19 protein-coding genes and 1 riboswitch are annotated in these 19,649 nt (G+C 68.8%); of the genes, 11 read left to right on the top strand and 8 right to left on the bottom strand.

Features of this window, described 5'->3' with window-relative positions:
• Positions 1-17: 17 nt before the first annotated feature.
• The 7 genes from hpxZ to atzF are packed head-to-tail and all read right to left on the bottom strand — an operon-like array spanning position 18 to position 6,397.
• The gene (hpxZ, locus tag ACFOPI_RS18985) at positions 18-392 is read right to left on the bottom strand and encodes an oxalurate catabolism protein HpxZ (protein ID WP_382177364.1); all 375 of its coding nucleotides are present in this window, start codon (positions 390-392) and stop codon (positions 18-20) included.
• Positions 389-1,792 (bottom strand): AtzE family amidohydrolase, encoded by a 1,404-nt coding sequence (locus tag ACFOPI_RS18980; RefSeq protein WP_382177362.1) that lies wholly within the window; start codon positions 1,790-1,792, stop codon positions 389-391. The genes hpxZ and ACFOPI_RS18980 overlap by 4 nt, the downstream gene beginning before the upstream one ends.
• Positions 1,793-1,800: 8 nt before the next feature.
• A complete protein-coding gene (locus ACFOPI_RS18975) occupies positions 1,801-2,004 on the bottom strand; it encodes a DUF4089 domain-containing protein (protein WP_300232986.1) in 204 nt (67 codons plus the stop codon).
• A complete protein-coding gene (locus ACFOPI_RS18970) occupies positions 2,001-2,822 on the bottom strand; it encodes an ABC transporter ATP-binding protein (protein WP_300232984.1) in 822 nt (273 codons plus the stop codon). The genes ACFOPI_RS18975 and ACFOPI_RS18970 overlap by 4 nt, the downstream gene beginning before the upstream one ends.
• On the bottom strand, positions 2,819-3,634 hold the full coding sequence (locus ACFOPI_RS18965) for an ABC transporter permease (RefSeq protein ID WP_382177358.1): 816 nt from the start codon (positions 3,632-3,634) through the stop codon (positions 2,819-2,821). Before ACFOPI_RS18965 ends, ACFOPI_RS18970 begins: the two co-directional genes overlap by 4 nt.
• A gap of 5 nt (positions 3,635-3,639) precedes the next feature.
• Complete coding sequence (locus tag ACFOPI_RS18960) at positions 3,640-4,653, bottom strand: ABC transporter substrate-binding protein (protein ID WP_382177355.1); 1,014 nt, start codon at positions 4,651-4,653, stop codon at positions 3,640-3,642.
• A 46-nt stretch (positions 4,654-4,699) separates the two neighbouring features.
• On the bottom strand, positions 4,700-6,397 hold the full coding sequence (gene atzF, locus ACFOPI_RS18955) for an allophanate hydrolase (protein ID WP_382177352.1): 1,698 nt from the start codon (positions 6,395-6,397) through the stop codon (positions 4,700-4,702).
• Positions 6,398-6,963: 566 nt separating this feature from the next.
• Here atzF and ACFOPI_RS18950 point away from each other — a divergent pair.
• A complete protein-coding gene (locus ACFOPI_RS18950) occupies positions 6,964-8,046 on the top strand; it encodes an IS110 family transposase (protein WP_382177349.1) in 1,083 nt (360 codons plus the stop codon).
• A 309-nt stretch (positions 8,047-8,355) separates the two neighbouring features.
• On the opposite strand, the gene ACFOPI_RS18945 is transcribed toward ACFOPI_RS18950, so the two are convergent.
• Positions 8,356-8,616: a hypothetical protein gene (locus tag ACFOPI_RS18945; protein ID WP_382177346.1), complete on the bottom strand. Its 261-nt coding sequence runs from the start codon at positions 8,614-8,616 to the stop codon at positions 8,356-8,358.
• Positions 8,617-9,062: 446 nt separating this feature from the next.
• On the opposite strand from ACFOPI_RS18945, the gene ACFOPI_RS18940 reads away from it, so the two are divergent.
• From ACFOPI_RS18940 to bluB, 10 genes are all read left to right on the top strand, one after another.
• Entirely contained in the window at positions 9,063-10,814 is a 1,752-nt protein-coding gene (locus tag ACFOPI_RS18940) for a phospholipase D-like domain-containing protein (RefSeq protein WP_382177345.1), read from the top strand.
• Between the two features lie 51 nt (positions 10,815-10,865).
• Positions 10,866-11,106, top strand: a riboswitch (cobalamin riboswitch).
• 230 nt (positions 11,107-11,336) lie between these two features.
• Positions 11,337-12,014, top strand: coding sequence for an energy-coupling factor ABC transporter permease (locus ACFOPI_RS18935; RefSeq protein WP_382177342.1), 678 nt, complete (start codon positions 11,337-11,339; stop codon positions 12,012-12,014).
• Positions 12,015-12,027: 13 nt separating this feature from the next.
• Positions 12,028-12,810 (top strand): precorrin-4 C(11)-methyltransferase, encoded by a 783-nt coding sequence (gene cobM, locus ACFOPI_RS18930; RefSeq protein WP_382177340.1) that lies wholly within the window; start codon positions 12,028-12,030, stop codon positions 12,808-12,810.
• Positions 12,807-13,697, top strand: coding sequence for a sirohydrochlorin chelatase (locus tag ACFOPI_RS18925; RefSeq protein ID WP_382177338.1), 891 nt, complete (start codon positions 12,807-12,809; stop codon positions 13,695-13,697). Before cobM ends, ACFOPI_RS18925 begins: the two co-directional genes overlap by 4 nt.
• Positions 13,694-14,374: a precorrin-8X methylmutase gene (locus tag ACFOPI_RS18920; protein ID WP_382177335.1), complete on the top strand. Its 681-nt coding sequence runs from the start codon at positions 13,694-13,696 to the stop codon at positions 14,372-14,374. The genes ACFOPI_RS18925 and ACFOPI_RS18920 overlap by 4 nt, the downstream gene beginning before the upstream one ends.
• Positions 14,375-15,574: a cobalt-precorrin-5B (C(1))-methyltransferase gene (locus ACFOPI_RS18915; RefSeq protein ID WP_382177333.1), complete on the top strand. Its 1,200-nt coding sequence runs from the start codon at positions 14,375-14,377 to the stop codon at positions 15,572-15,574. It begins immediately after the preceding gene.
• On the top strand, positions 15,571-16,923 hold the full coding sequence (gene cbiE / locus ACFOPI_RS18910) for a precorrin-6y C5,15-methyltransferase (decarboxylating) subunit CbiE (RefSeq protein ID WP_382177330.1): 1,353 nt from the start codon (positions 15,571-15,573) through the stop codon (positions 16,921-16,923). The genes ACFOPI_RS18915 and cbiE overlap by 4 nt, the downstream gene beginning before the upstream one ends.
• Entirely contained in the window at positions 16,916-17,710 is a 795-nt protein-coding gene (gene cobI / locus ACFOPI_RS18905) for a precorrin-2 C(20)-methyltransferase (RefSeq protein WP_382177328.1), read from the top strand. Before cbiE ends, cobI begins: the two co-directional genes overlap by 8 nt.
• The gene (locus tag ACFOPI_RS18900) at positions 17,707-18,489 is read left to right on the top strand and encodes a cobalamin biosynthesis central domain-containing protein (RefSeq protein WP_382177326.1); all 783 of its coding nucleotides are present in this window, start codon (positions 17,707-17,709) and stop codon (positions 18,487-18,489) included. Before cobI ends, ACFOPI_RS18900 begins: the two co-directional genes overlap by 4 nt.
• A complete protein-coding gene (gene bluB, locus ACFOPI_RS18895) occupies positions 18,486-19,610 on the top strand; it encodes a 5,6-dimethylbenzimidazole synthase (protein WP_382177323.1) in 1,125 nt (374 codons plus the stop codon). The genes ACFOPI_RS18900 and bluB overlap by 4 nt, the downstream gene beginning before the upstream one ends.
• Positions 19,611-19,649 lie beyond the last annotated feature (39 nt).

Genomic DNA, 19,649 nt, shown 5'->3' with positions numbered 1-19,649 from the left:
GGTGGGGAACAAAAAAATCAAGCCAGCAGGCTCACGTGGGCAGCGACCACGCGCCAGCCCTCCGGCGTGCGCATCCAGGTCTGGCTCTGACGGCCGGTGCGGTCGCTGCCGGCGCGGAAGAACTCGGTGTTGGCGGTGGCGAAGTCGCGGCCGTAGGTGGTGATGACGGTCTTGCCCAGCGTGCGCGCCAGCCCGGCCGAGGGACGGCCGGCGCGGAAGTCGCGGATGGCGTCGTAGCCGTACAGGTTTTCGGTGGCGCCATAGCGCAGCGTGTGCGGGCTGTTCCAGAACAGCTCATCGAGCACGGCCACGTCGTTGCCCACCAGGGCGGTTTCGTAGCGCTCGAAGACGGCCGTCACTTCGGCCAACACATCAGGCTCATTGATGATCACAGGGAGGTCTCCTTCACTTGGGCCACGCCCGACTGCGCCAGCGCCCAGCCGGCGCGCAGCACCAGGTCTTCGCGCCAGGGCGCGGCAATCAGTTGCACGCCAATCGGCAGGCCGCCGGTGCCGCCGGGCCACAGGGGCGCTGTCACCACCGGGCAGCCGGAGAACGACACCGGTTGCGTGAGCAGCCCGATGGAGGGCCGACACGGCAGGCGCTGGCCGTTGATGTAGACCCACTCGCTGCCGATGGCCGGCGCGGCCAACGGCGTGGCGGGCGCGATCAGCACGTCCCAGTCGCGGAACAGGGCATTGACCTGGTCGCGGTAGCGGCGGCGGAAGCGCTGGGCGCGCACATACCAGGCCGCCGGTTGCAGCGCACCCGCGATGAGGCGGTCCACCGACAGCGGCTCGTGGTCTTCGGCCCGCGTGCGCAGGCTGTCCATGTGCAGTTGCCCGCCTTCGCTGGCGGTGACGATGAAGGCCGCGGCACGCGCAGCGGCGGCGTCGGGCCATTCGACACCGCGTTGCACGGCGGTGTGAGCGCCCAGCGCGTCGGCCGCCAGGGCCACTGCTTCGCGCGCCGCGGGCGTGGCCATCGCTTCGAAGTAGCCCCCGAGCACGCCCACGCGCAGGCCCTCCACGCCCTGGGCGAGCGAGCCGGTGGTGGGCTCCAACGCGGTCGCGAAGCAGCCCGGGTCCAGCGGGTCGGGGCCCTGCAGAGCGTCGTAGGCCAGGGCCAGGCCCGGCAGGTCGTCGGCGAAGGGGCCGAGGTGGTCGATGCTGTGCACGAAGGGGAAGCTGCCGCGCCGCGAGAGCCGCCCAAAGGTGGGCTTGAGGCCCCAGATGCCACAGAACGACGAAGGCACGCGGATCGAGCCGTTGGTGTCCGAACCCAGCGTCAGCGGCACCTGGCCGGCGGCCACCGCCGCGCCCGAACCGCCCGAAGACCCGCCGGCCGTGCAGTCCAGGTTGTGCGGGTTGCGCGTCGGGCCGTAGTGGGTGTTTTCGGTGGTGAAGCCGTAGGCGAACTCGTCCATGTTGAGCGAGCCCACCAGCACCGCGCCCGCGGCCTGCAGGCGCTGCACCAGCACCGCGTCGTCGGTCGCGGGCGGGCGGGACCGGTTCACCTTGGATCCGGCCAGCGTCACCTCGCCGGCGATGTCGAACAGGTTCTTCACCGCGAACGGCACACCGGCCAGCGGCCCCAGGGCTTCGCCGCGCGCGCGCCGGGCGTCCACCTGCGCCGCTTGCGCGCGGGCGGCGTCGAAGCGCGTGCCGGTGAAGGCGTTCACGCGGGCGTCGGTGGCCTCGATGCGGGCGATGCAGGTCTCCAGCACCTCGGCGGCGCTGCGCTCGCCGCTGGCGATGGCCTGCACGGTTTGAGAAAGTGAAAGCACGGGCATGGCGCGGCTCAACGGGGCGAGTCAAAAGGCGCCGGGCAGAACAGCTCGGCCGGCTCGTCGTGCGGGGTCAGCGGGATGTCTTCCAGCGTGGCCGCGAGACCGGCCGTGCGCTGCAGGTGCACCGCCACGCGCGCGATCTGCGCCTCGTCCAGCGGCAGGCCCACCACCACGGCGACGGCCTTCACATAGGCCAGGGTCTGCTCGTCGGTCATCGCCGCACCTCGCGCTGAAAAATCTCCAGGCTGCGCTTCTTGGCGCTGACGAAGCTGGGTTCGGACAGCGTGGCCGTGGTGCGCGGGCGCGGGTCGTCGTAGGGCAGGATCTCGGCCACTTTCGTCGGCCGCTTGGTCAGCAGCAGCACCTGGTCGGCCAGGTACACGGCCTCTTCCAGATCGTGCGAGACCAGCATCATGGTGGTGCCGGTCTGCATGAAGACCTCCTGCAGCTTTTCGCGGATGAACAGCGTCATCTCGAAGTCCAGCGCCGAGAAGGGTTCGTCGAGGAACAGCACCTCCGGGTTGGGCGCCAGCGCGCGCATGATCGACGCCGTCTGCTGCTGTCCGCCCGAAAGCTCATAGGGGTAACGGTTGAGGTCGAACTTCACGTCGAAAGAGGCCACCAGCTCGGCCATGCGGCGGTCCACCTCGGCCTTGCTCTTGCCTTCGAGCTTGAGCGGGTAGGCGATGTTGTCGATGGTGCGCATCCACGGGAACATCGCTTCGCGGTAGTTCTGGAACACGTAGCCAATCTTGGTGTCCTTGAGCGACTTGCCGTCGAACAGGATCTCGCCGCTGTCGATGGGGATGAGCCCCGCGATCATGTTGATCAGCGTGCTCTTGCCGCAGCCGTTGGGGCCGAACACCGAAACGATCTTGTGCTTCGGAATGTCCAGGTCGAAGTTCTCATACAGCGGCCAGCCCGCGAAGTACTTGGTGAGGCCGCGGATGGTGATGTGCGTGCCCGCCGGCCCGGGCCTGAATTCGGGCACTGGCACGTCGGCGAACACAGGGGCATTCAGAACAGTGGTCATCGGCCGCTCCAGTGAACGATCTTTCGTTCGATGAGAAGGAACAACACGTTCAGCGCATACCCCAGCGCACCGGCCGCGAGGATGGACGCGTACATGTCCTTCACGTTCATCACCTGCTGCGAGTTGATGATGCGGTTGCCCAGCCCGCTGTCGGCACCGATGAACATCTCGGCCACGATCACGATCACCAGCGCCATGGACACGGCCGAGCGCAGGCCGACGAAACTGGGCTGCAGGCTTTCCCAGATAAGCACGTCCTTGAACACCTGCCAGCGCGTGGCGCCCATCACCTTGGCCGCCATCACGCGCTGCTTGCGCGCATTGATCACGCCGTAGGCGCTGTTGAACACCACGATCAGCAGCGCGCCGAAGGCGGCGATGGCGACCTTGTTGATGTCGCTCACGCCGAAGATCATGAGGAACAGCGGGATCAGCGCCGACGAAGGCGTGGAGCGGAAGAAGTCGATCAGGAACTCCACGCTTCGGTAGGCCTTCTCGTTGCTGCCCAGCAGCACGCCCAGCGGCATGCCGAGCATGGCGGCGATCAGGAAGGCCTGCACCGTGCGCCACACCGTGACCAGGAAGTCCGTCATCAGCGGGCCACCAGCCAGACCACCGATCAGCGCGCCCAGCGCGTCGATGGGCGGCGGCAGCAGGATGGGCTTGATGAAGCCCAGCCGCACCACCAGGTCCCAGATGATGAACAGCACCACCGGGCCCACGAACGGCAGGGCCTTGCCCCAGTCGGCCTTCTTCGGTGGCGTGGGCGCGCCGGCCGAGGCCGGCGGACTCCAGGGCTTGGTCGCTTCCATCGCGCTCAACCCTTGTAGAGCATCGAGTCGACCATCAGGCGCTTGGAGAAGATCCCCTTCTCAGCGAACAGGTCGAAGAACTTCTGGAAGTGCGCCACGTCGGCGGGCGTGAACTCGTTGTACATGGTGTACGCGGCCAGAGGCACTTCGCCGGTGAGCGCGCCTTCGATGGCGGTGTAGCCCTTGAGGTACTGGCGCGCCTCCACTGACCTGCTGCGCACATAAGCCACGCCCTTGCCGTAGGCGGCGACGAATTTCTTTGCGGCCTCCGGGTTCTTCTGGATGAACTCCGAGGACAGCGAGGCCGAGCCACCGAACCACGGTGCCATCGGGTCGCCCAGCACGTATTTCGCAATCACGCCGGCTTCGAGCACCCTGGTTGTGCCGTTCATGCGGCCGATGGTGCCCGTGGGTTCGAGCGTGTAGGCGCCATCGATCTGGCCCGCCGCGAGCGCGGCCACGTGCTGGCCGATGGGCAGCTCGACCACGGTGGCACCGGTGGCGCCGCCGCGCTCCAGCACGGTCTTGGCCAGGGTCACGTTCTGGATGCCGGGGCCGGAGCCGATGCGCTTGCCCTTGAGGTCGGCCATCACCTTGGCCGGGCTGGCCGCGGGCACGATCACCTCGTCGAGCACGTTCTTCACATTGCTCGGGTTGGAGCAGAAGATCTTGAAGGTGCCGGGCTGGGCGATCTCGCCGATGGCGATGTTGGCCGAACCCGTGCCGTTGGCGGTGCCGTCGGCGCGGCCCGAGAGCACGGCCTCCATCACCTGCTGGGCACCAGCGAACTTGAGCGGCTCAACATCGAGGCCGGCTTCCTTGAAGTAGCCCAGTTCGATCGCCGAATAGAACGGCAGGCCCGCCGCGATGGGCCAGTACCCGATGCGGATCTTGGGGCCGGTCTGTGCGCGCAACACGGCGGGCGCACCCAGCAGGCCCAGGGCGGCGCCGGCTGCACCGAGTTGCAGCAGCTGGCGGCGCTGGGGCGAGGCGGTGGGGGCGGCGGGTTGGTGTTTCATCGGAAGACTCCTGCGGGTTGAAAGATGACCGGTGGTTGGGTGGGGTTCAGGGAAAGGCCAGGCGCGCCGGCGCGGTGGAAGCCAGGTAGGCGCGCCAGCCGCCCAGGTGGGTGATGTCGGCCGCGCCCTGCAGCGCCAGCGGCTCGCACAGAAAGCCCTGCACGCTGCTGCCGTCGTCCAGCTGCAGGCTGCCGATGGACAGGGGCGCGGGCACCAGCGCGACAAAGCTGCCATATTCGGAGAGCGGCATCTCCCAGACCTCGATCTCGATGCGCCCGCCCTCCCCCGGCGCCACGCGCAGCAGGCCGGGTTTGGGCGGCGTGGTGTTGGGCAGCGCGTAGAGGCGGTAGACCGGCGCGGTGTGGGTGCGGCTGACCAGCGTGGCGCCGCGTTCGGTGAGCTGGCCGTTGAGCGGCATGCCGGAAAGGTGGGCACCGACCACGGCCACGCGCACGCGCGGCGGCGCGGCCTGCGTCAGGCCTGCGATGGGCTGCGGCTCGGGCAGCGACTGACCGGTGGCACCCTGGGTGAGGCCGGTGGCGTGGTGGTAGCGCTGGCCCAGCTCGGCGAGCTGCCAGTCGCTGCCGCAGCGGCCGATCAGCGTGATGCCGAACGGCAGGCCGTCCGGTCGGAAGCTGCTGGGCACCGACAGCGCGGCGTAGTCCAGCAGGTTGACGAAGTTGGTGTAGGCCCCGAGCTGGCGGTTCAGCGCCACCGGGTCGGCCCGCATCGCTTCGATGGTCGGGTGCGTGGGCGCGGTCGGCACCACCATCAGGTCCAGGCCGCGCCACAGCGGCTCCGCCTGCTGGGCCAGGGCGGCCAGGCGGGTCTGCGCCGCCACCAGATCGGCCGCGCTGTAGGGGCGGCCGGCGCCGACGATGCTGCGCACAGGCTCGATCACCTCGGCCTCGTGCGCATCGAAGAAGCCGCGAATGGCTTCGTAGCGCTGGGCCACCAGCGCGCTGCCGTAGAGCATGTCGGCGCAGGCCGTGAACACGCCGAAGTCGACGGGCACCGCCTCGCCGCCCAGGTCCTGCAGGCGCTGAACCGCCTCGTCAAATGCGGCGCGAGCGTTCTCGTCGCCGAAGAACTCGGGCGAGGCCGGCAGGCCGAAGCGGAAGCGCGCGCCGAACGGCGTGCTGGCCAGCGACAGCGTGCGCGAGTAAGGATCCGCCGCATCGTGCCCCAGCGCGGCGGCCAGCACCTGTGCGGCGCGCGCCACCGTGGTGGCGAAGATGGACACGCAATCCACCGCCTGCGCAGCCGGCACCACGCCCCGGGCGCTGATCAGTCCGCGCGAAGGCTTCAGGCCCACGATGTTGTTCAGCCCCGCCGGCACGCGGCCCGAGCCCGCCGTGTCGGTGCCGAGCGCGAAGTCCACCTGGCCGGTGGCCACCACATAGGCCGAGCCCGAGCTGGAACCGCCCGACACATGCAGCGGGTTGATCGCGTTGGGCACCGCGCCGTAGGGCGAGCGCGTGCCGTTCAGGCCGCAGGCGAACTGGTCCAGATTGGTCTTGCCGTGCAGCGACGCACCAGCATCGAGCAGCGTCTGCACCACGGCAGCGTGAGCGGCGGCGGTGTAGGTGAACGCGGGACAGGCGGCGGTGGTGGGCCAGCCGCCCACGTCGATGTTGTCCTTGACAGCAAACGTCAGCCCACCCAACGGCCCGGCCACCGTCGTCTGAACGGGCTGGGGCGGCTGGAAAAGCCAGGCTGCGGATCGGTCGAGGTCTTGCACCATTTCGATTCATCCCATCTTGGATACAAGTTGTGATGCAAGATGAATGCCAGATGCCAGGCGCGCCCTACCCGCCCTGCCCAAAAAGCAGGCAAAGCTGCCGCAAGCCTTGTGCGGCGCCGACTTGGCGCAGGTGTCCGGGAGATATCCACAGGCTTACCCCCTGCGGCTGGGTGCAACTTCAGAGCGTCAAAACCGCGGTGGCTAGCTTTGGGCCGCTAGGGCTGACCGGGGATCGCTGTGATGGAGGGACCGCCTTGAGTGGCCAGAGGCAGTCTCGGCCAGGGCCCTCGCTACACATATATATATGTATGTAGCGGGCTGTTGGAGAACGGATGGCGGCTGTGCAGCGAGAGCGGCCTCCCGAGGGCAAGCCCTTCACCGCCCCTCCACGGCCGGGAGCTGACGCTCAACTTTTGAGCTCACCTGCGGGCGACAGACGGCGTAGCCGGCTGGCGAACGTCAGGCGCAGTGATGGGATGGACTCCCCCGTTTGTTTGCGCGAGAAACGCGCACTGGTCTTCATTGGCGTGGGGATCAGGTCTTCATCCAAACGAAAGGAGTCCGAGATGCATGCTACTACCGTGGCCGTCGACTTGGCCAAATCCGTTTTCCAGATCGCTGTTGCCGACGATCAATGGCGCATCGTTGAAACCCAGCGCCTGACGCGCACCCAGTTCGAGCGCTGGTTTGCCAACCGATCTGTATCCCTGGTCATCATGGAGGCCTGCGGCTCGGCCCACCACTGGGCGCGCTGGCTCAATGGCCTGGGCATCTCCGTTCGCCTGCTGCCCGCCCAGTACGTGCGCGCCTACGTCCGGCGCAACAAGACGGACGCCACCGACGCTGCCGCGTTGCTCGAAGCCGCACGCGCCTCTGACATTCGCCCGGTGCGCGTGAAGTCGGTGGAGCAGCAAGCTCTACAGGGTCTGCACCGCATCCGCTCGCTCTGGATGGGCACGCGCACTTCGCGCATCAACGCCTTGCGCGGCTTCTGTCGCGAGTTCGGCATCACCATCCCGCAAGGCGCACGCACCGGCGTGGAGGCGATCGGCCGAGTGCTGGCCGACCCGCGCTCGGCCGTGCCCGATCTGATCCGCCACACCGCCGGCATGCTGCTCGAAGAGATTCGCCTGCTCGAAGCGCGCATCGCCCAGGTCGAGCGCGAACTGGCCAGCGTGGCCCGCCACAGCTCGGCCTGCACGCTGCTGCTCTCAGTCCCTGGCATTGGCCTGCTCACCGCCACCGCCCTGGTGGCGGCCACCTCGGGCGATGTGACGCACTTCCAGGACGCGCGCCACTTCTCCAGTTGGTTCGGTCTGACACCGCGCGAATACAGCTCGGGATCGAGCCGGTACCTGGGGCGCATCTCCAAGAAGGGCGACCGCTACCTGCGCATGCTGCTCACCCACGGCGCGCGCAGCGTGCTACGAGCGGCCAAGGTGGCCGAGGGCGCGGGCAAAGACGTCTGCGGCATCCGCCGCTGGGCGCTGGATGTGCAGGGTCGCTCCAACCACAACAAAGCCACCTGCGCCCTGGCTAACAAGCTCGCGCGCATCTGCTACGCCACGCTGCGCGACCACGCCCCGTTTGACGAGGCCGCCCGGCTGAACAAAAAACAAAGCCGGCAGAGCTTCGTCATGCCGGCCTGATTCCACCCGATCTCTTCACCCACCCCATCTCACCTTGCGACGGGTCTGATCGACCATCATGGCCAACCGGGTTCCTCCCACACCGCTATACGCCGATAACTCTTCCGGCAGCTTGCCTGCCGCTTGCAGCGTGTGGCGATGCAGTGACGCAGATTCCATGTCGGCACGGGACATTGACGATCCCACTTCAGATGCCGGATATACGACTGCAGGTGCTCTACCCCACGGTCCCCAATCGGTCAGGCTCTTACTGTTGAGGGGGAGTCCATATACGAAGGGTTAGGCGGCATGCGTGGACCGCTAGCACGACTACTCGGTGGTGGTGACATAACCCTCGCTCCAGTAGTCAAGGTCGAGGACGGTCTCGCTGATGTAGAAGCCTTGAGCATTGCTCACGCTCACTGCTGGGTCGACGATGGTCGGAAAGTCGCAAAACCCTGGCTGCTTTGCCAGACGCTCGGTTGCGGCGACAGCAAGTGCCCGTGAGGTGTAGACACCGATACGCTTTATGTCTTCCTCACCATGCGACAGCAAGTGAAGGTGCTCGACGAGGAATACGGTCGTGGCCATGACGCCTAACTTTGATGTAGTTCGTGTTTCACCGGATACCCACAGTGCCCGCGAGATACCATGGCTCGGCACATCCAAAAAATGTGTTTAATGTCATGCACATATCGCGCATTACTGTATGTATGTGCAGGTATAACAGAATCGGCAATTCCGGCAACACACGGTCGCCATCGCAAGGCAGTCTAGCGGCGTGCCGCCCACTCTGCCATGGAACCTCCCGGCTACAGGCGGTCGCAGGGCCGCCGGGCTTTCGCACCGTCGCGAATGACGCCTCCGGGTCGAAAGCTTCCGCCCGGGCAAACGTCGTGGAGAGGCGGCTGCAAGCCTTTAGCAGTCATCACGCAACCCGCCCCCAGACAAACGGCACCGCCCCACGATTGCGCCTCCCCGGCAACTGGGCAAGAATCCGCCACGCGCGCCAACACCGGCCCGCAGGGAGGACGAGCATGACCGTCAAGACGAACCTCATCGTCAATTGCGACGATGCCCTGCTGTTCTGGACCGTGGACGGGCCGATCACGGACTGCCTGGGCTTCGCAGTCGAACGGCAGCGCAGGCGCAGCGACGGATCGATTCATTCGGACGTGCTCGAGAACCGCATGGGGTTCAAGGCCGACCAGCCCAAGCCCGGTGAGCACCGGCCGTCGACGGAGTGGCCCCTGCAGCGACTGTGGTGGACCGACCATGGCGTGAACCTCGGCGACACGGTGCGCTACCGCGTGACGCCGATGGTCAAAGACGGTGCGGCCCTTCGGCCGCTGAATTCCGAACGCAGCCGCTGGACACCCTGGGCCACGCTCAGCGGCGGCACACGCGATGGCTACGCGGCGTTCTTCAACCGTGGCCTGGTGATCTCCCAGTTCATGGCCCGTTACCTGGAGCAGTTGCGCAAGGACCAGGGCCTGTCCACACTCAAGCAGGCGCTGAAGGCGTTCAAGGACAGCCTGGGCGACCACGAGCTGCCGATCCGCAAGTTCCTCTCGGGTGCGCTGCGCGACGAGATGCTGGCGCTGCTGCAGGACGCGAAGGACCACGGCAAGCCGGTCCACGCCGCGCTGTACGAGCTGGCCGACCAGGAGCTGGTGGACGCGCTGTGCGCGCTGGGCGGACAGGCGCATGTGGTGCTGGCCAATGGCTCGATCACCAAGAAGCCCACCGAGACCACGGCACAGGCCCGCCAGCGCGACGAGAACGAGAGCGCCCGCGCGGCGCTGAAGGCCGCCGGTGTGGTGGTGCACGACCGCTTCACGTCGCCCGGCGCGCTCGGCCACAACAAGTTCCTGGTGGTGAGCAACCCGGCCGGCCAGCCGGAGACCGTGTGGACCGGCAGCACCAACTGGACCAGCACGGGCCTATGCACCCAGACCAACAACGGCCTGCGCGTGACCCACCGCGGGTTCGCCCGCGCGTTCATGGACCAGTGGGAACGGCTGCGCGATGCCGGCAGCGCGTTCCCACCAGCGCTGGTGGACAGCAACAGCAGCGCCCTGGTGGTGAAGACCCGCCAGTCGTCGGCGGACATCTGGTTCACCCGCACCCGGGGCAAGGTCGACCTGCAGGCCATCGACGAGGCGATCAATGCGGCGCAGGACGGCGTGCTGTTCCTGATGTTCCAGCCGGGCGGCAGCGGCGCGCTGAAAACCATCCGCGACCTGTCCAAGGCGAACCCGGCGCTGTACGTGCGCGGCGTGGTCAGCACGCTTCCATCCGAGGCCGCCGACGAGCGCGCGGTGGAGGTGGATCTGCAGATGGACGCGAAGAAGAAACGGATGGCGCTGGACGTGGTGCAGCCGCGCGGTGTGCACGCCATGGCGAACTGGGCGGCCACGGTGGCGCGCAACGAGTTCCTGACCATGCAAGGCGGCGTGATCGGGTTCGCCATCGTGCATTCCAAGGTCATCGTGGTCGACCCATTCACGAACCCGGTGGTCATCACCGGCAGCCACAACTTCTCGGGCAACGCCAGCACGGCGAACGACGAGAACTTCGTCATCGTGCGCGACAACCCGCAGCTGGCGGCGAGTTACGCGGCGCACATCATGGGCGTGTACGACCACTACCGCTGGCTGTCGCTGCTGGGCGATCAGCAGGCCAAACAGAGCACCAGCTCACAGACCGGCTACCTCGCCACCACCGGCGCCTGGCTGGGCCGCCGGCTGGCCTCGGCCGCGCCCGAGCTGGCGTTCTGGGCGCGCTGAGGCGGTGGCTCGACATGGCCGCCCGGGCTTCGGGCGGCTTTTTTTGCGCGTATAGAATGGTCCGCTGTTGGTGCTCGCAGTGCTGTTCAGGCATTGCAGTTCAACGGGAAGCAGGAGGGAGAGTCCCACACGGACGAACCTAACCTGCGCTGCCCCCGCAACGGTAAGCAGACGGGTGGTCCAAGGCATTGCCAAGGCCCCCATTTCTCAAAATTTCGCCACTGGGTCACACCGGGAAGGCTTTGAGAAACGTTCTGTCAGCCCGGATACCGGCCAACAAGGAGGCTGCGCCCCAGGCGCAGCCGCATTACCCAAACACCGTCGGGGAAGGCGGTGAGGGGTCTTTGTCGGTGTCCTCATGTCGTCCCTTCGCATTGCTTTGCGAGTCTGTGCCAGCGCCTGCGCGTGCGCTCGCAGGGGGCTGTCCGTTCGCCGCTGGAACCTGTGCTCGCTTTCCCCTTGGGTCTTTGCCGACTTTTCAACCGCGTTGTGTCCAACGCACCCAACCCAAGGAGTCACTTCATGCACATCGAACCAGGTCTGGTGGACGGGGCCAAGCTCGCACTGAGCTACGCCACAGCGGCCGCCTGTGGCGGCTACACGCTCAAGCTGTCGGCCGACATGCTCAAAAAGGACGGCGCGGCAGCCCTGCTGCTGCGGGCCCTGCTGGCCACGGCGCTGGTGTTCTGCTTTTTCGAGGTGCTGCCGCACCACCCGGTGGGCGTGTCCGAGGTGCACCTGATCCTGGGCACCACGCTGATGCTGCTGTTCGGCGCGGCGCCCGCGGCCGTCGGGCTGGCGGGCGGCCTGCTGATCCAGGGCCTGTTCTTTGCACCTTTTGACCTGCCGCAGTACGGCATGAACGTGACCACGCTGCTGGTGCCGCTGTTCGCCACTGCGGCGCTGGCGCGGCGCGTCATTCCCGACCAAATGGCCTACGTGGATCTGCGCTACGGCCAGGCCCTGAAGCTGTCCCTGGCCTACCAGGGCGGCATCGTGCTGTGGGTGGGTTTCTGGGCGCTCTATGGACGTGGCCTGGGCGCCGAGAACCTGGTGAGCATCGGCAGCTTCGGCGCCGCCTACATGAGCGTGGTGCTGGCCGAGCCGCTGATCGATCTGGCCGTGCTCGCACTGGCCAAGACGCTGCGTGGCCTGCAGGGCAGCGCGGTGGTGGAGCGCCGTCTGCACCAGGCCGCCTGACCGGGGGCACACCATGGGCCTCGGAACGGTCTGGTTTGTGGGGGCGGGTCCTGGCGACCCGGACCTGGTCACGGTCAAGGGGCGTGACCTGATCGCGCGCGCGGGGGCCATCCTGTTCGCCGGTTCGCTGGTGAACGAGGCGGCCACCCGCTGGGCACCGCCGGGTTGCCTCATCGCTGACAGCAAGGACATGACGCTGGAGCAGATGTCGGCCTGGCTGATCGCAAACGCGGCGCGCTGCGACACCGTGGTGCGCCTGCAAACCGGCGACCCGGCCCTCTACGGCACGCTCATCGAACTGGTGCAGCCGCTGGACGCCGCGGGCGTGCCGGTGGCGGTGGTGCCGGGCGTGTCTTCGGCCATGGCCTCGGCGGCGGCTGCGGTCGAGAGCTTCACCTTGCCCGAGGTCACGCAGACCACCATCTTCACGCGGGTGGAGGGCCGCACGCCCATGCCCGACGGGGAGGACCTCGCCGCGCTGGCGGCACACCGCACGACCTTGTGCATCTTTCTGTCCATCACGCTGCTGCACAAGGTGGAAGCCGGCCTGCGCGAGGCCGGCTGGCCCGACGACGCGCCGGTGCTGGTGGTGCACAAGGCCAGCTGGCCCGGCGAAGAGCGCATCGTGCGCGGCACGCTGGCCACCATCAAACAACAGTGCCGCGACGCCGGCATCGTCAGCCAGGCCATGGTGATCGCCAGCCCCACGCTGGGCGCGCGCCACTGGCCCGAGCTGACCAGGTCCCGGCTCTACGACCCGGGCTTCACACACCGCTTCAGGAAAGCCACGACATGAACCACACCACGATCCTGCTGGTGGGCCACGGCTCGCGCGAGGACACCGGCAACCAGGAAATCCGCGACTTCGTCGACCAGTGGCGCGCGCGCCAGCCGGCCTGGCGCATCGAGGTCTGCTTCATCGAATTCGCCGCGCCCTCGCTGCACGATGGCCTGCTGGCCGCGGCGCAGTCGTCGAGCCGCGTGCTGGTGCTGCCGCTGATCCTGAACGCGGCCGGTCACGCCAAGATGGAGATTCCCGAGGCCATCGAACACGCCCGCGAGCACGCACCCGGCGTCGAGTTCCTCTACGGCCCGCACCTGAGCGCCTGCGACCCCATCCTCGCCATCCTCAAGCGCCGCCTGCGCCAGGCCATGGCCACGCTGGACATGCCCGACCCCACCACCACCGGCGTGGTGCTGCTGGGCCGGGGCTCGTCCGACCGTGGCGCCAACGGCGACATGGCCAAGATGGCGCGCTGGCTGCAGGAAGAAAGCGACCACGAGCTGGTGGACCTGGCCTTCACCGGCATCACCTTTCCGCGGCTGGAGCGCGTGGTGCAGCGGCAGGTGCTGATCGGTCTGCGCCAGATCGTGGTTCTGCCCTACTACCTCTACACCGGCACGCTGATGCAGCGCATCCACCGCCAGGTGGACCACCTGCGGGCGCAGTACCCGCAGATCCGCTTTGCCTGCGGCACGCACTTCGGGTTCGAGAAAGAAATCTTCGAACTGGTGGAACAGCGCGTGCTCGACCTGCTGGCCGGTGTGCCCGACAGCAAGTTGCCCTGCGACGGCTGCAGCTACCGCGAGATTGCACACGACCTGGGCCATGGACATTCGCACGAGCACACGCACGCCCCGGTGCATGTGCACAGCCATACGCACGAGGGTGCTATCGCATGAGCACGGTCAACACCGTCACCGAGCAGCTCACCGCCGCCGGCCAGGCCATCGAGCACGACAGCTTCGCCATCATCGACGCCGAGGCCGGCCCGCACGGCTATTCGGCCGAGCAGTGGCCCATCGTGCGGCGCATGATCCACGCCAACGCCGACTTCGAGTTCAACGGCCTGACCGACTTCCACCCCGAAGCGGTGCGCGCGGGCGTGGCCGCGATGCTGCGCGGAGGCTCCCCCGTGGTAGCCGATGTGGAGATGATCTGCTCGGGCCTGTCGCGGCCGCGCCTGGCGCATTTCGGCATGGCCACGCACCAGTTCATCAGCGACGCCGACGTGATTGCGCAGGCGCAGGCACAGAACACCACCCGCGCCGTGCAGGCCATGCGCAAGGCGCACCGCCTGGGCCTGCTGCAGGGCGCCATCGTCGGCATTGGCAACGCACCCACCGCGCTGATCGAACTCGTGCAGCTGATCATGGAGGACGGCGTGCGCCCGGCCCTGGTGGTGGGCATGCCGGTGGGTTTCGTGTCGGCCGCAGAGTCGAAAGACCTGATGGCGCAGATCGCCGACGTGCCCTGGATCGTCATCCGCGGCCGCAAGGGCGGCTCCACCCTGGTGGTCGCCGCCCTGCACGCGCTGCTGGCGCTGGCCGAGGCACAGCAACGCGCCGAGGGCGCCTGAATGGAAAGCACCTCCCCGCGCGGCACCCGCACCGGCTTCACCACCGGCGCCTGCGCTGCCGCGGCCGCTCGCGCCGCAGCGCAGGGGCTGGAAGCCGGGCAGGTGCCCGACGCCATGGAGAGCCTGCTGCCCAACGGCCAGCGGGTGCGTTTTGACGTGCACGACGGGCGCTGCGATGCGCACAGCGCCCACGCCATGGTGGTGAAGTTCGCGGGCGACGACCCGGACTGCACCGACGGCGCCCACCTCACGGTGGACCTGCGCCTGCTACCCGGCCAGGCGGGCGAGATCACGTTCGTGGCCGGCGACGGCGTGGGCACGGTGACGCTGCCTGGCCTCGGGCTGGCGGTGGGCGGTCCGGCCATCAATCCGGTGCCGCGCCAGAACATCGCCGACAACCTGCGCGAGGCCGCGCCGAGGCTGCTCGCGCAGCACGGGCTGGAGGTCACCGTGAGCGTGCCCGGCGGCCAGGAGATGGCGAAGAAGACCACCAACGCGCGGCTGGGCATCCTGGGCGGCATCAGCATCCTGGGCACCACCGGCATCGTCAAACCCTATTCCACCGCCGCCTGGCGGGCCAGCGTGGTGCAGGGCATCCAGGTGGCGGCCACGCTGGACCACGGTGTGGTGGCGCTGACCACCGGCGGCCGCACCGAGACCTTTGCCATGCAGACGCTGCGTGCGGAACGCCCTGGCCTGCCCGCCGCCTGCTTCGTGCAGATGGGCGACTTCCTGCGCTACGCGTTGGATGAGGTGGTGGCCCAGGGCCTGCCCGAGGTGGTGCTGGGTGTGATGGTGGGCAAGCTGACCAAGATCGCCCAGGGCGAGACCATCACCCACGCCAACCGCAACGTGGTGGACACCGACCTGGTCGCCGACATCGCCCGGCAGATCGGCGCCACGGACGAAGACTGCGCCGCCATCGCCGCCGCCGAGACCGCGCGCTTCGGCGCCGAGCTGATGGTCGAACGCGGCCTGGGCCCGGCCTTTCACCAGGCGCTCGCACAGCGCGCCATCGACACCCTCACCGCGCCCGAGCGCTACGGCCACGCGTTTGCGCTGCGCGTGCTGGTGTGCGACTTCAGCGGCCAGCCGGTGGCCGACGTGCGCTCGGCCCCCGCCGAGGCGCGCCCCCGCCCCGCCACCGCCGGCCGCACCGGCATCGGCCACACCCACCACTCCGACTTCGACACCGAATGAACGACCTGCCCTCCCACGATCCCAACCGCTGCCGCGTCATCGGCGTGCTCGACGACGGCGTGGCCAGCCTGGGCGCCACCGCGCTGGCCCACCTGCGCACGGCCGACGTGGTGATCGGCGGCGCACGCACGCTGGCGCTGCTGCGGCACACGCTCAAGCCCGGCGCCTTCACCCACGACCTGACAGGCCAGCTCAAGGCCGTGCCCGGCTGGGTGCGCGCCGCGCGCGAGGCCCACCAGGCCTGCGTGGTGCTGGCCACCGGCGACCCGCTTTGCCACGGCATCGCGCCCTACCTGGCCCAGCACCTGTGCCTGGACGCGCTGGAGATCCTGCCCAACCTGTCGACCCTGCAACTGGCCTGCGCCCGCGTGGGCCTGGCCTGGCAGGACGCACGCATCGTCTCCGTGCACGCCGCTGACGCGGGCGAGTGGCTGCGCGGCGCCCCGCCCTCGCACGGCCTGTACGCCCTGGCCCAGGCGCTGCGCGCTGAGCAGCGCCTGCTGCTGCTGACCAGCCCGGCCAACAGCCCCGACCGCATCGCCCGCCTGCTGCTGGCCGAAGGCCTGGGCAGCGACTTCCACATGGCCGTGGCCGAAAACCTGCTGCAGGCCGACGAACAGGTGCATGCGCAGCTCAGTCCCACCGAGGCGGCCAGCATGCGCTTTGCCGAGCTGAACGTGGTGCTGCTGTGGCGCACCCGGCCGCGACCGCACCCGGTGCGCTTCGGCCTGGCCGACAGCGCCTTCGAGCAGCGCCAGCCGGAGAAGGGCCTGATCACCAAGCAGGAGGTGCGCGCCGTCAGCCTGGCGCGGCTGCAGCTGCGCGCCGACAGCGTGGTCTGGGACATCGGCGCCGGCAGCGGTTCGGTGGGCCTGGAGGCCGCCCGCCTGTGCCCGCAGGGCCATGTGTTCGCCATCGAGAAGAACGAGGCCGACCACGCCATCGCCCGGCGCAACCATGCAGCTTTCGGCGTCAGCAACTACACGCTGCAGCACGGCAAGGCGCCCGAGGGCCTGGAGGACTGGCCCGAACCCGATGCGGTGTTCATCGGTGGCTCGGGCGGCGAGCTGGCCAGGCTGATCGAGCAGGTGCTGGAGCGCCTGCGGCCCGGCGGCCGGCTGGTGATGAACTTCGTGACACTGGAGAACCTGGCCACCGCCACCCAGGCGCTGCAGTCGCTGAACGCCGACTGGGACGTGCTGCAGCTGCAGGCCGCGCGCAGCCGGCCCATCCTGCACATGCACCGCATGGCGGCCGAGAACCCGGTGTGGCTGGTGTGCGCCGGTGTGGGCCCCATGGGCCACCGCCAGACCGAGCCGCTGGTGGCGGAGGAGACGGCGCATGGCTGAACCCGCCACCCCCATGGGCACGCTGCACGGCATCTCGCTGGGCCCGGGCGACCCTGGCCTGATCACCCGTGCGGCCTGGGCCGCGCTGCAGCGGCGCGACGCGGTCTGGGTCTACCCCGTGCGCAGCGGCAAGACGCCAAGCTACGCGCTGGACATCGTGCAGCGCGCCGGGTTGCCGCTGCCAGAGACCCATACCCCGCTGGTGTTCCCGATGACGCACGACGGTGAGAAGCTGGCGCGCGCCTGGCTGAAGGCCGCGCACACGGTGCTACCCTGGTTGCAGGCCGGGCGCGACGTGCTGTTCCTCGTCGAGGGCGATGCCTCCACCTACGCCACCTTCGGCCACCTGGCGCGCACCGTGCGCGGGCTCGATGAGCAGGTGCCGGTGCGGGTGACGGCGGGCGTGAATTCCTTCACCGCCGCCTGCGCCGACGTGGGCGAACCCTTCGCCGAACAGGACGACACCGTGGCCATCGTGCCGGCCGCCTACGGCGTGGGCGCGGTCGACCGGTTGCTGCCCGACTTCGACACCCTGGTGCTGATGAAGATCAAGCCGCTGATCGAGGACCTGCTGGACTGGCTGCAGACGCGCGAGCTGCTGGCCGGCGCGCATTTCGTAGAGCGTGTGGGCGCGCAGGACGAGCGCCGGCTGTCCGGCCCCGAACTGCTCACGCTGCGCGGTAGCAAGGTCAGCTACCTCTCGCTGCTGATCGTGAAAAACCCCCACCGCGTGCGCGGCGAGCGCATCAAGGGCTGCCTCAAGAAAACCCCGGAACCTGTTGCATGAGCCCCGACCATCCCCCTTCGCTTCCCCGCACCGTCCTCGTCGCCATCACCAAACACGGCGCCGCGCAGGCCGCCACGCTGGCTCGGCAGCTGCCGCAGGCGTCGCTCTGTGTCGCCGCCAGGTTCGCCGACGCCTGCGCCGGCCTGCCAAACCCGCTGCAGACCTACGAGGGCGCATTCAAAGACCGGATCGGCGAGCTGTTCGCGCAGTTCGACCAGATCGTGTTCTTCGTCTCGCTGGGCGCGGTGGTGCGCCTGATCGCGCCGCACCTGAAGAGCAAGGACGAAGACCCCGGCGTGCTGGTGGTGGACGACGCCGGCCAGTTCGTCATTCCCGTGCTCTCGGGCCATGTGGGCGGCGCCAACGCCATGGCCGAGACCGTGGCCGCGCTGTTGGGCGCCACGGCGGTGCTCACCACCGCGTCGGACGTGGGCAAGACCATTCCCGTGGACATCCTGGGCCGTGAGCTGGGCTGGCAGGTTGAGGCGCCCAAACTCAACATCACCCGCGTCTCGGCCGCGGTGGTCAACGAGGAACCGGTGGCCGTGGTGCAGGAGGCCGGCAGCCCGCACTGGTGGACCCGCCCCACCCCGCTGCCGCCGAACATCCACCGCCACACGCGCCTGGAGGATGTGGATCTGGCCCGCTACCGCGCGGTGCTGTGGATCACCCACCGCCCGGTGGACGACACGCTCTGGCAGACGCTGCACGAGCGGCTGGTGGTGTACCGCCCGCCGCTGCCGGCGGGCAACGACGCCACCACCGGGGCCGCGGCATGAAGGTGGCCCTGGGCATCGGCTGCGACCGCGGCACACCGCTGGTCACGCTGGCGCGAGCGGTCGACGAAGCCCTGGCCGTGGCCGGCCTTCAACGCGGACAGGTGACCGGCGTGGGCAGCATCACGCTCAAGGCCGACGAACCCGCGCTGCTGGCGCTGGCCGCGCAGGCCGGCTGGCCGCTGCACTTCTACCCCGCCACCCAGCTGGCCGAGGTGGTGGTGCCCCACCCGTCGGAGACCGTGCGCCGACACACCGGCACACCCTCGGTGTCCGAAGCCGCCGCCTTGCTCGCCGCCGGCACCACCGAGGCCTCAGCCCTGTGGGTGGAGAAGCACCGGCTGCGCGGCGGCGACGGGCGCAACGCCACGGTGTCGGTGGCGCGGGTGATGCCGCGCACAGCCATCCCGCCCTGTGTCGCCAACCCCGATCCGGCGCGCCGTTTCACGGCCAGCGAACGCGAAGCCGTGCAGTCGCTGATGCAGGTGCGGCGCGACATGCGCCACTTCAGCCCAGGCGCGCAGATGGGCGACGACGTCCGGGCCCGCCTGCAGTCGGCGCTGCTCGCCGCGCCATCGGTGGGCCTGATGCAGCCGCTGCGGGTGCTGCGCATCACCGACCCCGCATTGCGCGAGCGGCTGGCCTCCACCGTGGACGAGGAGCGCATGCGCACCGCGCAGGCCCTGGGGCCCCGTGCGGCCGAGTTCCTGGCGCTGAAGGTGGAAGGCCTGCGCGAATGTGCCGAGCTGTGGGCGCTGGTGCTGGCGCCCGACGACGGCACGGTGTTCGGTCGCCGCAATCTGGCGAGCGAAATGGCGTGGTGCTCGGCCGGCGCTGCCGTCCAGAACCTCTGGCTGGCCGCGCGCGCAGAGAACCTCGGTCTTGGTTGGGTGTCGCTGTTCGAACCCGCTGACCTGCACAGGCTGCTGGCGCTGCCCGAAGGAGCGGCGCCACTGGGCCTGCTGTGCATCGGCCCGGTGGACCGCTTCTACGAAGCACCCATGCTCATCCAGCAACAGTGGCGCCAGGCGCGTCCGGCGCCGGCCGTGTTCACCGAGAACGCCTGGGACCCGTCCTGGACCACCGGCGGTTGCGCCACACCGGAACACCTGCCGCAGGGCTGATCGCCTTGCCATTCAACGCTCGCTTGTCACAAGGAACGA

Source organism: Hydrogenophaga luteola (genome assembly GCF_042648585.1).
Taxonomy (GTDB): Bacteria; Pseudomonadota; Gammaproteobacteria; order Burkholderiales; family Burkholderiaceae_C; genus Hydrogenophaga; species Hydrogenophaga luteola.
Note: the sequence above shows the minus strand (reverse complement) of the source record. Positions and strands in the feature narration are given on the sequence as shown.

Coding starts and splice junctions, on each gene's coding strand:
- ACFOPI_RS18940 (WP_382177345.1), top strand. CDS start 9,063: ATGACCGTCAAGACGAACCTCATCGTCAATTGCGACGATGCCCTGCTG.
- ACFOPI_RS18970 (WP_300232984.1), bottom strand. CDS start 2,822: ATGACCACTGTTCTGAATGCCCCTGTGTTCGCCGACGTGCCAGTGCCC.
- ACFOPI_RS18935 (WP_382177342.1), top strand. CDS start 11,337: ATGCACATCGAACCAGGTCTGGTGGACGGGGCCAAGCTCGCACTGAGC.
- cobI (WP_382177328.1), top strand. CDS start 16,916: ATGGCTGAACCCGCCACCCCCATGGGCACGCTGCACGGCATCTCGCTG.
- ACFOPI_RS18980 (WP_382177362.1), bottom strand. CDS start 1,792: ATGCCCGTGCTTTCACTTTCTCAAACCGTGCAGGCCATCGCCAGCGGC.
- bluB (WP_382177323.1), top strand. CDS start 18,486: ATGAAGGTGGCCCTGGGCATCGGCTGCGACCGCGGCACACCGCTGGTC.
- ACFOPI_RS18925 (WP_382177338.1), top strand. CDS start 12,807: ATGAACCACACCACGATCCTGCTGGTGGGCCACGGCTCGCGCGAGGAC.
- ACFOPI_RS18975 (WP_300232986.1), bottom strand. CDS start 2,004: ATGACCGACGAGCAGACCCTGGCCTATGTGAAGGCCGTCGCCGTGGTG.
- ACFOPI_RS18950 (WP_382177349.1), top strand. CDS start 6,964: ATGCATGCTACTACCGTGGCCGTCGACTTGGCCAAATCCGTTTTCCAG.
- ACFOPI_RS18920 (WP_382177335.1), top strand. CDS start 13,694: ATGAGCACGGTCAACACCGTCACCGAGCAGCTCACCGCCGCCGGCCAG.
- cbiE (WP_382177330.1), top strand. CDS start 15,571: ATGAACGACCTGCCCTCCCACGATCCCAACCGCTGCCGCGTCATCGGC.
- atzF (WP_382177352.1), bottom strand. CDS start 6,397: ATGGTGCAAGACCTCGACCGATCCGCAGCCTGGCTTTTCCAGCCGCCC.
- ACFOPI_RS18945 (WP_382177346.1), bottom strand. CDS start 8,616: ATGGCCACGACCGTATTCCTCGTCGAGCACCTTCACTTGCTGTCGCAT.
- ACFOPI_RS18965 (WP_382177358.1), bottom strand. CDS start 3,634: ATGGAAGCGACCAAGCCCTGGAGTCCGCCGGCCTCGGCCGGCGCGCCC.
- ACFOPI_RS18915 (WP_382177333.1), top strand. CDS start 14,375: ATGGAAAGCACCTCCCCGCGCGGCACCCGCACCGGCTTCACCACCGGC.
- ACFOPI_RS18960 (WP_382177355.1), bottom strand. CDS start 4,653: ATGAAACACCAACCCGCCGCCCCCACCGCCTCGCCCCAGCGCCGCCAG.
- cobM (WP_382177340.1), top strand. CDS start 12,028: ATGGGCCTCGGAACGGTCTGGTTTGTGGGGGCGGGTCCTGGCGACCCG.
- ACFOPI_RS18900 (WP_382177326.1), top strand. CDS start 17,707: ATGAGCCCCGACCATCCCCCTTCGCTTCCCCGCACCGTCCTCGTCGCC.